This is a genomic window from Neisseria sp. P0017.S009 (genome assembly GCF_051957375.1).
Lineage (GTDB): Bacteria > Pseudomonadota > Gammaproteobacteria > Burkholderiales > Neisseriaceae > Neisseria > Neisseria perflava.
On the sequence record NZ_JBQCWL010000006.1, the window covers coordinates 14,693 to 28,136 of the forward strand.

At 48.2% G+C, this 13,444-nt stretch carries 13 protein-coding genes; 9 read left to right on the plus strand and 4 right to left on the minus strand.

The window, feature by feature from the left end; all coding sequences use genetic code 11:
• The first annotated feature begins 61 nt into the window (after positions 1-61).
• The 3 genes from ACTHTG_RS08065 (at position 62) to dcd (ending at position 1,991) form a co-directional block, all read left to right on the plus strand.
• The gene (locus ACTHTG_RS08065; RefSeq protein ID WP_039862574.1) at positions 62-844 is read left to right on the plus strand and encodes an ADP-ribosylglycohydrolase family protein; all 783 of its coding nucleotides are present in this window, start codon (positions 62-64) and stop codon (positions 842-844) included.
• A gap of 22 nt (positions 845-866) precedes the next feature.
• Entirely contained in the window at positions 867-1,298 is a 432-nt protein-coding gene (locus ACTHTG_RS08070; RefSeq protein ID WP_004521094.1) for a hypothetical protein, read from the plus strand.
• 126 nt (positions 1,299-1,424) lie between these two features.
• Positions 1,425-1,991 carry a dCTP deaminase gene (gene dcd / locus ACTHTG_RS08075; protein ID WP_003680541.1) on the plus strand — a complete coding sequence of 189 codons (567 nt, stop codon included), beginning with the start codon at positions 1,425-1,427 and terminating at the stop codon, positions 1,989-1,991.
• A 55-nt stretch (positions 1,992-2,046) separates the two neighbouring features.
• Here the strand turns inward: dcd and ppsR are convergent, their stop codons facing one another.
• Positions 2,047-2,868 carry a posphoenolpyruvate synthetase regulatory kinase/phosphorylase PpsR gene (gene ppsR, locus ACTHTG_RS08080; RefSeq protein WP_004520520.1) on the minus strand — a complete coding sequence of 274 codons (822 nt, stop codon included), beginning with the start codon at positions 2,866-2,868 and terminating at the stop codon, positions 2,047-2,049.
• Between the two features lie 412 nt (positions 2,869-3,280).
• Between ppsR and ppsA the strand changes: the two genes are divergently transcribed.
• From ppsA to ACTHTG_RS08105, 5 genes are all read left to right on the plus strand, one after another.
• Positions 3,281-5,665, plus strand: coding sequence for a phosphoenolpyruvate synthase (gene ppsA / locus ACTHTG_RS08085; RefSeq protein WP_440360620.1), 2,385 nt, complete (start codon positions 3,281-3,283; stop codon positions 5,663-5,665).
• Positions 5,666-5,935: 270 nt separating this feature from the next.
• Complete coding sequence (locus ACTHTG_RS08090; RefSeq protein ID WP_440360621.1) at positions 5,936-6,640, plus strand: peptidoglycan DD-metalloendopeptidase family protein; 705 nt, start codon at positions 5,936-5,938, stop codon at positions 6,638-6,640.
• A gap of 172 nt (positions 6,641-6,812) precedes the next feature.
• Positions 6,813-7,295, plus strand: a complete 483-nt coding sequence (locus ACTHTG_RS08095; RefSeq protein WP_107738035.1) for a hypothetical protein — start codon at positions 6,813-6,815, stop codon at positions 7,293-7,295.
• A 205-nt stretch (positions 7,296-7,500) separates the two neighbouring features.
• Entirely contained in the window at positions 7,501-8,460 is a 960-nt protein-coding gene (locus ACTHTG_RS08100) for a DnaJ C-terminal domain-containing protein (protein WP_063068882.1), read from the plus strand.
• A gap of 15 nt (positions 8,461-8,475) precedes the next feature.
• A complete protein-coding gene (locus ACTHTG_RS08105; protein WP_049336193.1) occupies positions 8,476-8,766 on the plus strand; it encodes a chaperone modulator CbpM in 291 nt (96 codons plus the stop codon).
• Between the two features lie 117 nt (positions 8,767-8,883).
• Here the strand turns inward: ACTHTG_RS08105 and ACTHTG_RS08110 are convergent, their stop codons facing one another.
• Both ACTHTG_RS08110 and ACTHTG_RS08115 read right to left on the minus strand, forming a co-directional pair.
• Positions 8,884-9,078, minus strand: a complete 195-nt coding sequence (locus ACTHTG_RS08110) for a YbdD/YjiX family protein (protein WP_003747442.1) — start codon at positions 9,076-9,078, stop codon at positions 8,884-8,886.
• A complete protein-coding gene (locus ACTHTG_RS08115; RefSeq protein ID WP_049336196.1) occupies positions 9,068-11,149 on the minus strand; it encodes a carbon starvation CstA family protein in 2,082 nt (693 codons plus the stop codon). Before ACTHTG_RS08115 ends, ACTHTG_RS08110 begins: the two co-directional genes overlap by 11 nt.
• Before the next feature lie 330 nt (positions 11,150-11,479).
• Between ACTHTG_RS08115 and ACTHTG_RS08120 the strand changes: the two genes are divergently transcribed.
• Positions 11,480-12,223, plus strand: a complete 744-nt coding sequence (locus tag ACTHTG_RS08120) for a pseudouridine synthase (RefSeq protein ID WP_036493902.1) — start codon at positions 11,480-11,482, stop codon at positions 12,221-12,223.
• Between the two features lie 59 nt (positions 12,224-12,282).
• On the opposite strand, the gene alr is transcribed toward ACTHTG_RS08120, so the two are convergent.
• Entirely contained in the window at positions 12,283-13,341 is a 1,059-nt protein-coding gene (gene alr, locus ACTHTG_RS08125; protein ID WP_440360622.1) for an alanine racemase, read from the minus strand.
• Positions 13,342-13,444: the final 103 nt, after the last annotated feature.

Here is a 13,444-nt window from a genome sequence, read left to right on the forward strand (position 1 = left end):
TGATTGGGAAATATCAAAGGCCGTCTGAAATATAAATAGAAGTATCAGAAAGGATGTCATGATGTTGGGCGCAGTCATTGGCGATATTGCCGGATCAAGATTTGAGTTTGACAACTACCGTCACATCGATTTTGACATTTTCAGCCCCGACAGCGACTTTACTGATGACACGATTTGTACTGTTGCCATCGCCGATTGGGTTTTACAAGGCTGCAACGATCATTTAGCCTCTATTTTACAAGGCTGGTGTAGGGCATATCCCTACCCTAAAGGCGCATATGGCGGCCGCTTTTCACAATGGATAGAATGGAAAGATCCAGAACCTTATAATAGCTGGGGCAACGGCTCGGCCATGCGTGTTTCTGCCGTTGGCTGGGCATTTGCCACATTGGAAGAAACCCTGCATTTTGCCGAACAATCCGCCGCCGTAACGCACAACCATCCGGAAGGCATTAAAGGTGCACAAGCTGTAGCCGCCGCCATCTTTTGGGCGCGTACTGGCATCGGCAAAGCGCAAATCAAAGAAGACATTACACGACAATTCGGCTACAACTTGAGCCAAAGTTGCGACCAAATCCGGCCGCATTATCATTTCAACGAAAGCTGTCAAGAAACCGTACCTCAAGCAGTTACCGCCTTTCTTGAAAGCGATGATTTTGAACACGCCATCCGACTGGCAGTTTCCCTGGGCGGAGACAGCGATACTTTAGCAGCCATTACCGGCAGTATTGCCGAAGCCTACCATGGTATCCCTGCATCCATGCGCGAACACGCTTTAGCCATATTGCCACGCCGTATTGCTGAAACCCTGCTGACTTTTGAATCCCAATATCAGGCCGTCTGAAACTGCCTGCAAAAAGGAATGAATGATGAAATACCTCGCCCTACTCCCTATCGCCTTCATGCTGGGTTCGCCTGCCATTGCCGAAACCATCAATCCTTATCAGGAAAAAGGTTGCGTTTACGATGGCGATGTCGGCAAAGACGGCAAACCATCCGGCAAAGGCACATGGAAATGCCAAGACGGCCGCAGCTATGTCGGAGCCTTTAAAAACGGCAAATTTGACGGCAAAGGCGTATATACCGTTTCCAGCAACAGCGAAACCTTTATCGAACCTTTCTCCTCCAACAGCGCCAAATTACGCAATATGACGCTGGAGGGCGTGTTCAAAAAAGGCAGGGCGCACGGAAACTTTACCGCCTCCCAAAACGGCACACCAGTCTTCATCATGAAATGCGAAGACGGTATGATTAAAGAAGTCAAACTGCCTAAGAAATCTGCTTCCAAAACCAAATAAACAGCCTTTCAGACGGCCTTATCCATCTTCTAGGCCGTCTGAAACATCAATGAACAAGCCTGCCTATAAGGCTGTTGTGTTGATTTTAAAGAATTTCCAAACAACCCTTACCCCAGGACAACCACCATGAGCATTAAATCCGACAAATGGATACGCCGCATGGCCGAAGAACACGGCATGATTGAGCCGTTCGAGCCCAACCAAATCAAAGAGGCCAACGGCCAACGCATCATTTCCTACGGCACATCCAGCTACGGCTACGACATCCGTTGTGCTAATGAATTTAAAATCTTCACCAATATCAACAGCACCATCGTCGACCCGAAAAACTTCGACCCGAAAAACTTCGTTACAGTCGAAGACGACTGCTGCATCATTCCGCCCAACTCCTTTGCTTTGGCGCGCACAGTCGAATATTTCCGCATCCCGCGCAACGTCCTAACCGTCTGCTTGGGCAAATCCACCTATGCTCGCTGCGGCATTATCGTCAACGTTACCCCGTTCGAGCCAGAGTGGGAAGGCTACGTTACGCTTGAGTTTTCCAACACCACCCCCCTGCCTGCCAAAATCTATGCCGGCGAAGGCGTGGCTCAAGTCTTGTTCTTTGAAAGCGATGAAGTCTGCGAAACTTCATACAAAGACCGAAACGGTAAATACATGGGACAAACCGGTGTTACCTTGCCTAAGACTTAATATACAAAATAAAAAAAGGCCGTCTGAAGTTTCAGACGGCCTTTTTTTATTTCATTTAGAAACGGCGTTTCAGCTTACAAGCCTGCAAGATATGAACGGCGAGTTCTTCCACTGATTTATCCGTTGTATTGGTAAACGGTACTCCGTGGCGTTTGAACATATTTTGCGCATCGGCAATCTCACTGCGGCAAGTATCGATTTTGGCATAGGTCGAATTAGGACGGCGTTCCTGACGGATTGCCTGCAAGCGTTCAGGCTGAATGGTCAAGCCGAACAGCTTGTCTTTATAAGGTTTGACCATACGCGGCAAATCGGTCGATTCCAAATCATCGGGAATCAATGGATAGTTTGCGGCGCGGATACCGTATTGCAGGGCCAGATAGAGACAGGTCGGCGTTTTGCCCGAACGGGACACGCCCATCAAAATCACATCCGCTTCCTGCAGGTTTTTATCGCTGACGCCGTCATCATGATTCAGTGAAAAATTGACCGCCTCCATACGCGCATCATAGCGTTGGGTATTGCCGATACTGTGGTGCCCCTGCTGGGCGGCAACCGCCTCCGTATTGAGTTCCTTTTCCAAAAGACCGAGAAAGGTTTCAAAGAAATTAATATGGAACGCATTAGCTTTCTTGATGATTTCACGGATTTCGTCATTGACCACACTGACAAAAGCAATCGGGCGCACGCCGAATTTTTCAGCTGACTGGTTGACTTTGTCTACAACAGCACGCGCTTTTTCAGGCGTATCAATAAACGGATAGGTATGGCGTTTGAACTCAACATTGCCAAATTGGTTCAGCAAGGCTTCACCGATATTTTCAGCGGTCAGACCGGTTCGGTCGGAAATATAGAAGACTTGGCGTGGATCAGTCATAATGAATCCTCTTGAGGGTAACGTTTCAGACGGCAATCATAGCAGTTACAGCCTTTGCAATAAAGCGATTCCCGATAGATTACACAGGATTACAACAAATTTGAACAATTTTTAAATTGGCACAAAATTTTATTTTTTGCTATTTTGTAGAATTTTATTCTAAAATTGCAAAATAAATCTTGTTTATCAAATTTATTAACTTATTTTGTTTTCCATATTTAACAAGAAGATAACACGTAAAAACATGAATCTGATATTCACATTTCAGAAGGCTACACGCCTGAAAAGCACAATATCACAGACGAATTTGTGATTTTTAAAAAGATAAAACACATGACAGCCATCAAACGAATGGCTACAATAAGCAGGCGGATTTGTTTCTTTTTTAACATTTTTTGGATTGGACACACAAATGGCCGAAAACTACGTTATTTGGTTTGAAAACCTGCGTATGACTGACGTTGAGCGAGTGGGCGGTAAAAATGCCTCTTTGGGCGAAATGATCAGCCAACTGACTGAAAAAGGCGTGCGCGTTCCCGGCGGTTTTGCAACCACAGCCGAAGCTTATCGTGCTTTCCTGGCTCACAATGGTCTGAGCGAGCGTATTTCCGAAGCCCTGAAACAACTGGATGTTGAAGACGTTGCCGAATTGGCGCGCGTGGGTAAAGAAATCCGTCAATGGATTTTGGATACTCCGTTCCCTGAGCAGCTGGATGCTGAAATCGAAACAGCTTGGAACAAAATGGTTGCCGATGCCGGCGGTGCGGACATTTCCGTTGCCGTACGTTCTTCCGCAACAGCAGAAGACTTGCCGGACGCTTCTTTCGCCGGCCAACAAGAAACCTTCCTGAACATCAACGGCTTGGAAAACGTTAAAGAAGCCATGCACCATGTATTCGCTTCCCTGTACAACGACCGTGCCATTTCTTACCGTGTCCACAAAGGCTTCGAACACGACATCGTTGCCCTTTCTGCCGGCGTACAACGCATGGTGCGCTCCGACAGCGGTGCCTCCGGTGTGATGTTCACCATCGATACCGAATCCGGTTACGACCAAGTCGTTTTCGTTACCTCTTCTTACGGTCTGGGCGAAAACGTCGTACAAGGCGCGGTAAACCCTGACGAATTCTATGTATTCAAACCTACTTTGAAAGCAGGTAAACCGGCTATCCTGCGCAAAACCATGGGTTCGAAACAAATTAAAATGATCTTTACCGACAAAGCCGAAGCTGGTAAATCTGTAACCAACGTTGATGTACCTGCAGAAGACCGTCAACGCTTCTCCATTACCGACGCCGAAGTAACCGAGTTGGCTCATTACGCGCTGACCATCGAAAAACACTACGGCCGCCCAATGGACATCGAATGGGGCCGCGACGGCTTGGATGGCAAACTCTACATCCTGCAAGCACGCCCTGAAACTGTAAAATCTCAAGAAGACAGCAGCCGCAACCTGCGCCGCTTCTCTATCAACGGCGAAAAAGTTGTCTTGTGTGAAGGCCGTGCCATCGGTCAAAAAGTTGGCCAAGGCAAAGTACGCCTAGTGAAAGATGCTTCCGAGATGGATTCCGTTGAAGCAGGCGACGTACTTGTTACCGACATGACCGACCCGGATTGGGAACCGGTGATGAAACGTGCTTCCGCCATCGTGACCAACCGCGGCGGCCGTACTTGCCACGCAGCGATTATCGCGCGTGAATTGGGTATTCCGGCTGTTGTAGGTTGTGGCGATGCTACCGATCTGCTTTCAGACGGCCAAGAAGTTACCGTATCTTGTGCCGAAGGCGATACCGGCTTCATCTACTCCGGCCTGCTGGACGTACAAGTTACCGATGTTGCTTTGGACAACATGCCTAAAGCCCCTGTCAAAGTGATGATGAACGTTGGTAACCCTGAATTGGCATTCAGCTTCGCCAACCTGCCTAGCGAAGGTATCGGCTTGGCACGTATGGAATTTATTATCAACCGTCAAATCGGTATCCACCCTAAAGCCTTGTTGGAATTTGACAAACAAGACGACGAGTTGAAAGCTGAAATTACCCGCCGCATCGCCGGCTACGCTTCTCCTGTTGACTTCTATGTCGATAAAATCGCGGAAGGTGTGGCAACTTTGGCTGCTTCGGTTTATCCACGCAAAACCATCGTCCGCATGTCTGACTTCAAATCCAACGAGTACGCTAACTTGGTGGGTGGCAGCATCTACGAACCTCACGAAGAAAACCCAATGTTGGGCTTCCGTGGTGCAGCGCGTTATGTAGCCGATAACTTCAAAGACTGCTTCGCACTCGAGTGTAAAGCCTTGAAACGTGTCCGTGACGAAATGGGTTTGACCAACGTCGAAATCATGATTCCATTCGTCCGCACTTTGGGTGAAGCAGAAGCTGTTGTTAAAGCCCTGAAAGAAAACGGTTTGGAACGCGGCAAAAACGGCCTGCGCCTGATCATGATGTGCGAGTTGCCAAGCAACGCTGTATTGGCAGAACAATTCCTGCAATACTTCGACGGCTTCTCCATCGGCTCTAACGACATGACCCAGCTGACCCTCGGTCTCGACCGTGACAGCGGTTTGGTATCTGACTCCTTCGACGAGCGCAACCCTGCCGTTAAAGTGATGTTGCACTTGGCAATCTCTGCTTGCCGCAAACAAAACAAATACGTCGGTATTTGCGGTCAAGGCCCATCAGACCATCCGGACTTTGCCAAATGGCTGGTTGAAGAAGGTATCGAAAGCGTATCGCTCAACCCTGATACCGTCATTGAAACTTGGCTGTATCTGGCTAACGAATTGAACAAATAAGTTCGATGAGACAAAAATCCCCTGCCCGTTTATCCCGGCAGGGGATTTTTATTGCCTTATTCAATGCCGTCTGAAAAAACTTTCACTTTCTTTTACCTTAATAAAAAAATCCTTTATCATCAAAATGATAAAAAAATATGCCGCCATATCCACAAATTTTCAATGTTAATATACCGCCTTTCTGTATTTTACCCCATGCCTTTTGAGTGAACCTTTTCTCACTCTTCCTATCTATCATATACAGCATAACGATACATTTTGAAATATCCCATGAATACAAACTTTATTTCCACCTTTCAGACGGCCTTGAAACGTCTGGCACTCATCAGCGCCATTACCGTCTTGGCAGCCTGCGCCGGCAACAATACCTCTTCCAACCGCGCCGTACCTGACGGCTACTATAAAGTCCGCCCTGGCGATACCCTGACCCAAATCGCCAAACGCTACGGACAAAATGTCAACACACTGGTTGCCTGGAATAACCTTCCCAACGCCTCACAAATCGAGGTCGGCCAAGTATTACGCGTTCGCCGTCATGTTGCCTCACGCAGCACTGCAACACAGCAACGCCAAACCACTGCCGTTACCCCGATCAACCGATTGAACCTGCAATGGCCGACCGATAACGCTTCATCCTCCATTATCCAACGCTACAACGGCACAACCAGCAAAGGCATAGATATTGCAGGCACACAAGGCCAACAAATCCGTTCCGCCGCAGCCGGTACCGTTATCTACGTTGGCGAAGAAGTCCGCGGCTACGGCAAGCTGATTTTGATCAGCCACAATGACTACACCATTACCGCCTATGCCCACAACGACACGCTTTTGGTACAAAAAGATCAAAAAGTCCAAGCAGGCCAAGTTATCGCCACCATGGGCAGCAGCGATTCAGACAGCGTCAAACTTCATTTTGAAGTACGTCTAAACGGCAAAGCAGTCGATCCCCTGCCTTATTTGACCAGAACAAATTAATACCTCAATCAAAAGGCCGTCTGAAACAAAATTATTTCAGACGGCCTTTTAATTTGTCTTACCATAACACCCATTTCAAAAAAGTATTTACCAAATTAACTTATGTTGATTGAGTGAAAATGCCGTTATACAATGACAACTCTTTTTAACATTCTATTTTAGTTACCCTACTATGTCTCCTAACCGCATCCTTGCAACCGCATTCTTGTTTGCTTCTGCATTTGCCAGCGCAGATGTCCATATTGATGAAAGCATTCCTTACCGCGATAAAGAAGAAATCGATACCCGTATTGTTTCCGAGTGTTTAGAAGTGGGCAGCATTATGTCCAAATCCTTGCAAGAAACTGCAGCCAAAAGCGATGTAACGGTTGTCCGTGACGGTAAAAAACAAGGCACATACGCAGATATCGCTATCACTTCCGCCATGAGTGCAGGCAATGCCTTTATCGGTCACGCCAAAGGGATGGCGGTTTCAGCCACTTTGTATGTTGACGGCAAACAAGTTAATAAAAAAACCTTTACCCGCAACTCTTCCGGTGGCATGTTTGGCGCTTATAAAAGCTCTTGCGCCGTCTTGAACCGCACTTCTAAAGTATTGGGTTCAGATATTGCCCAATGGGTGGTTCGCGAACAAAAAAATGCTCAAGACAAATAAAACCCCAATTTGATAAAGGCCGTCTGAAAAACCGTATTTCAGACGGCCTTTATATTTTCTATTTCTCTAAAAACAAAGAAATAAATTACCCATTAATCATTGTCAGAAATAGAGAATTTTATTTCCAACGCCCTTGATTTTAGAATATCTACCCTCAATTATTAAAACTATAAGAATTTTGTATATTAGCAGTCAAAGGAATAACATGGCAGAAAAAAACTATTATGAAATACTAGGCGTTGCCAAAGATGCGGATGAGGCCGAAATCAAAAAAGCCTACCGAAAACTGGTGCGCAAATACCACCCCGATGTCAGCAAAGAACCTGACGCAGCCGAACGTACGGTAGAAATCAACCGTGCCTACGAAACGCTTTCCGATAAAGAAAAGCGGGCCGAATACGATGAAATGTTGGCTAATCCTTACGGACGCAGCGCCGGAGGCAATCCGTTCGGTCAAGGCGGCAATCCGTTTGGCAATGGATTTAACGGTGGCGGCTTCCACTATGAACGTCATGAAGGCGAACCGTTCGGAGCGGGAGACTTCAATTTTGAAGATCTGTTTTCATCATTCCGTCAATCCCACACTCGTTCCGAGCAACCCCGCGGCCCAATAAAAGGCGAGGATCAACATGCTGAATTGAGTATTGATATTTACGCAGCGTATGTTGGCGCAGAACGTAGCATGACTTTGAATGTGCCGACTCTAGACGAATACGGACGTGCGGTTTATCAAAATAAAACCCTCAACGTCAAAATCCCCAAAGGCATTGCAGAAGGCCAACAAATCCGTTTGGCCGGTCAAGGTTTGCCGGGATATAACGGTGGAGAAAACGGTGACTTGTACTTAAAAATCAAGTTCCACGACCAACCTGATTTATACGTCAAAAACAGGAAAGACGTATATCAAACAATAGATGTCAAACCTTGGGAAGCCGTATTGGGCGGCAAAATCATCGTCCCTACCGCTTCAGGCCGCTTGCAGGTCAATCTGCCTGCCAACAGCCAAAGCGGTAAAAGCATCCGCCTCAAAGGCAAAGGTATTCCTGCAAAAGAAGCCGGAGACCTTTATCTCAATATCCGCATTAATGTTCCGCCAGTAGAGAGCGAAGCCGACCGTGCCGCATGGGAAAAATTGGCCGAACACTTTGCCGCGAAACAAGCATAAGAGAAAGGATAAATTATGATTCAGTCCTCCGATGTTACCCTTACTTTTGAAGAAATCGTTGCCGCCAGCCGCTGCCGTCGTGATTGGCTGTTGGAACTTATAGCAGAAGACATCATCAGCATAGATGGAGTGCCCGAAAAAAGCACCTTCAGTGGTTTTCATCTTGCCCGCATCCGTCGCGCACAACGCTTAAGCCGTGATTTTGAGGCCGGCATTCCTGCATTGGGGCTGATTATGCGGCTGTTGGACGAGGTGGAAGAACTCAGAAAAATACAGCGTCCGCTGGTCCTGCTCGAAGAAGAGTAAATATTGGCAAGTTGTTCGATTAAATATTGATGACAAGACAAAGTTTTTGATTTTTATTGATATTCCATAATGAAAGGCCGTCTGAAAATATTTTCAGACGGCCTTTTTATGCCTTCATTAACAACAGCGTCCGCCGTTGCCGCCGCAACGGCGTTTGCGGCAGTAGTCTTGGAATTGCAGCTCGGTCATGACCGGCGCGTTGGGATTATGTTTGCGCTGGCGGGCAACGTAGTTTTCATAATCCGGGACACCGGCCATCAAGTTCGCTGTCAACTTGATGGTTTTCCACCAAGATGCGAGCTTATGCTTCACTTTGAGTCTCCGGCTGTTTACCGTCGCGGTACACTGCCGGAATTTCTTTAGCAGTTGGCCAACCGACTTTGCGGGCTTTCATGGCAGTACGGAAACCGTACACGGCGACAATCACGACAACTGCCAAGAACAAAGCGGTCAAACCGGCATTGATTTGGTCGTTGAAGATGATTTGTGACATTTCGCCAATGTCTTTAGCAGGAGCGAGGACTTCGCCTGAAGCCAAGGCATCGCGGTATTTGCCTGCGTGAGCCAAGAAGCTGACGCGCGGGTCGCTGTGGAACAGTTTTTGCAAACCGGCATAGCAGGTTACGAACAATACGCCGACAGCAGGAACCAAAGTTACCCAAACATAGCGGTCGCGTTTCATTTTCACCAATACGACGGTACACATAATCAACGCTACGCCTGCAAGCATTTGGTTGGCGATACCAAACAACGGCCAGAGCGAGTTAATACCGCCCAGAGGGTCGGTTACGCCGGTATAGAGGAAGTAACCCCACAATGCCACAGCAAAGAATGTGGCAACCAAGTTGGCAGGGATTGAGTCGGTGTTACCGAATGGTTTGTAGAAGATACTGCCCAAGTCTTGAATCATGAAACGGGCAACGCGTGTACCGGCGTCAACTGCGGTCAGGATGAACAAGGCTTCAAACAGCAAGGCAAAGTGATACCAGAACGCCATCATGGCTTCGCCCGGAATCAGACGGCTCATGATGTGTGCCATACCGACTGCGAGGGTTGGTGCACCGCCTGCGCGGGATAGAATGGTGTTTTCGCCCACTTCTTTAGCAGTGTGCAACAGGGTTGCGGCATCAACAGAGAAATTCAGTTTAGTGGTGATGACTTCGGCAGCTGTGTTGGCATCTGTACCAATCAGCGCGGCCGGGCTGTTCATCGCAAAGTACACGCCTGGCTCAAGCGAAGCGGCGGCAGCCAGCGCCATAATAGCCACAAAGCTTTCCATAATCATGCCGCCGTAACCGATCATGCGGACGTGGGTTTCGTTTTCCACCATTTTTGGAGTGGTACCTGAAGAAATCAGCGCATGGAAGCCTGAAACTGCACCACAAGCAATGGTAATGAACAAGAATGGGAACAATGCACCAGAGAATACCGGGCCTGAACCATCGATAAAGTGGGTAACTGCAGGCATTTGCAGAGTCGGGTTAACAATAACGATACCCAAAGCCAAAGCTGCAATCGTACCGATTTTCAGGAAGGTAGACAGATAGTCGCGCGGAGTCAGCAAGAGCCAAACCGGCAATACGGAAGCCACGAAACCGTAAATCATAATCGCCCAAGTCAGCTGAATGCCGTCAAGGTCGAACCAGTGACCGAAGGAGCTGTGGGCAACATCTTCACCGTAAATCACGGCCAACATCAGCAAAATAAAGCCGACGATGGAAATCTCGCCGATTTTGCCCGGACGGATATAACGGGTGTAAATACCCATAAACAGAGCAATCGGCATAGTCGCTGCGATGGTGAACGTACCCCAAGGGCTGTGAACCAATGCTTTCACAACAATCAGCGCCAACACCGCCATAATGATGACCATAATCATCAAAATACCAATGGATGCAATCACGCCGGGAACGGTACCGAGTTCTTGTTTCACGATATCGCCCAAAGACTTACCGTCACGGCGCATAGAAACAAATAGTACCATCATATCCTGTACGGCACCGGCAAATACCACGCCGAAGATAATCCACAAAGTACCGGGCAGATAACCCATTTGCGCTGCCAATACAGGACCAACCAGAGGGCCTGCGCCGGCAATAGCGGCAAAGTGGTGGCCGAACAGTACGCCTTTATGTGTGGGAACATAGTCCAAGCCGTCATTGTGGCGTTCTGCCGGAGTCAGACGGTTAGGATCAAGCTGCATCACACGGTTGGCAATGTAAAGACTGTAGAAACGGTAGGCAATGCAGTATACCGAAATGGCGGCCGTAACCATCCAAATCGCACTGACTTGCTCGCCACGGCTGAGAGCTAAAGTAGTAAAGGAGGCCAAGCCTACCAAAACCACAATGCCCCAGATCAAAAATGATTTGAGCGATTTCATTGATTTATCCTTAAAACGTGATGCACCAAGGCTTGCTTTAGCGACAAACTGCCTTAATGCGCTTCAGAAAGACCAGTCATTATAGTCTTCATGATTTCATGAGTGAAATGTCATTTCAACCCAAATTCGACTGAAAACAAAATGATTAGTTCGTCCGTAAGGTTAACACAAACAGACAATATACCCTTCATTTTTTACTTCAAAACTAAATATTCCTTAACATATAACAAACGAAAGGCCGTCTGAAAACCCAAAAATTCAGTTTTCAGACGGCCTGACAAACAGTCAATGCTATAATCCGACATTCCCATTTCTCTATATTGCCATACCATGCAAAACAACGATTCCGAAACCATGCGCCTCTCCAAACGCATGGCACAATTAGGCTTATGCTCTCGCCGCGAGGCAGACAGCTACATCGAGCAAGGCTGGGTCAAAGTCAACGGCCAAACCGCTGTACTCGGTCAAAAAGTCACCGAGCGCGACCGCATCGACCTCAACAAACAAGCCCATGAAAAACAAGCAGCACGCGTAACCATCCTGCTGAACAAACCCGTCGGCTACGTCAGCGCGCAGGCAGAAAAAGGCTATAAATCCGCAGCCGAACTCATTACCGCCGACAACCATTGGGAAGGCGACGACAGCCGTATCCCTTTCAGTGAAAAGCACAAATTCGGTTTGGCCCCTGCCGGCCGCCTGGACATCGACTCTGTAGGATTGTTGGTACTCACCCAGGACGGCCGCATTGCCAAACAACTGATTGGCGAAAACAGCAGCAGCGAAAAAGAATACCTCGTCCGCGTCCGCGGCAAACTGGACGACAAAGGCCTCGCCCTACTCAACCACGGCTTGAGTTTGGACGGAGAAAAATTGCGCCCCGCCAAAGTCGAATGGCAAAACGAAGACCAGTTGCGCTTTATTTTGCGACAAGGCAAAAAACGCCAAATCCGCCGCATGTGCGAGCTGGTCGGCCTGCGCGTTGTCGGCTTGAAACGCATCCGCATGGGCAAAGTCAAACTCGGCAGACTGCCGCCGGGCAAATGGCGTTATTTACGCGCTGACGAATCGTTTTAATTGCAGATAACAAAAAGGCCGTCTGAAAACACATTTCAGACGGCCTGATTTTTGACTACCTACTCGATATAAGTAAACTTCGCACGTTTAATATTGCAGAGGATTTCGTACGGAATCATACCGGCCACTTCGGCAACTTCATTAATATTAATCACATCGCCCCAAAGCTCGACTTCCGCGCCCAAGCCCTCTTTTGAGGCTTCCAGCTCAACCGTAATCATATCCATAGACACCCTGCCGATAATGCGGCTGCGTTTGCCATCGATGGAGACCGGAGAATTAGTGGAAGCGCGACGCGGATAACCGTCGGCATAGCCGCAGGCAATCAAACCGACACGGGTGGATTTGCTGGTGTAGAACGTTGCGCCGTAACCAATCGGAGAATGCGGTTGCAACACGCGTTCGCCGAAAACGCGGGAAGTCAGACGCATAACAGGTTTCAAACGCTCATCCACGCCGCCGAAAGGCGAAATACCATACAAGGCCAGACCGGCACGTCCCCAATCGCGGCGCGCTTCAGGCACGTTCAAAATCGCGGCGGAATTGGCCAGGCTCTCCTCGCCTTCCAAACCCTCACAGGCCAAATCAAACGCTTCAAGCTGCATTTCGGTCATACCGTTTTCCGGCTCATCCGCGCAGGCAAAATGGCTGAATTTCACAATGTTTTCAACCGATTCGGATTGTTTCAATGCAGTATAGGCGGCGGCATAGTTATGCGGAAAGAAACCGGCACGGTGCATACCCGAGTCCATTTTCAGCCATACGGTCGTCGGACGTTGCCACTCATGATGCACAAACGCCTCCAACTGCCATTGGCTACCGATTGCCGGCCACAAATCATAACGGTCAACATCCGCATATTCCGCAGCCTCAAACACGCCTTCCAACAAAACAATCGGATTTTTAATGCCGTTTTGACGCAATTCCACGCCTTCATCTACCGTTGCCACCGCAAAGCCGTCGGCAATATCCGCCAACGCGTGTGCACATCTGACCGCACCATGCCCGTAAGCATCGGCCTTAATCACGGCCAACAATTTATTGCCATGCAACTCTTTGAGAAAACGATAATTTTGACGTAAATTATCCAAACGGATTTGCGCATTGAGCGGACGCATAATGTATTCCTCTTATCGGCATTCCGTTTCAGACGGCCTGCCCTATTACTTTGAAGTAAATATTATAGGTCAAAAACTACACAGGATTCCATGAAATACACAA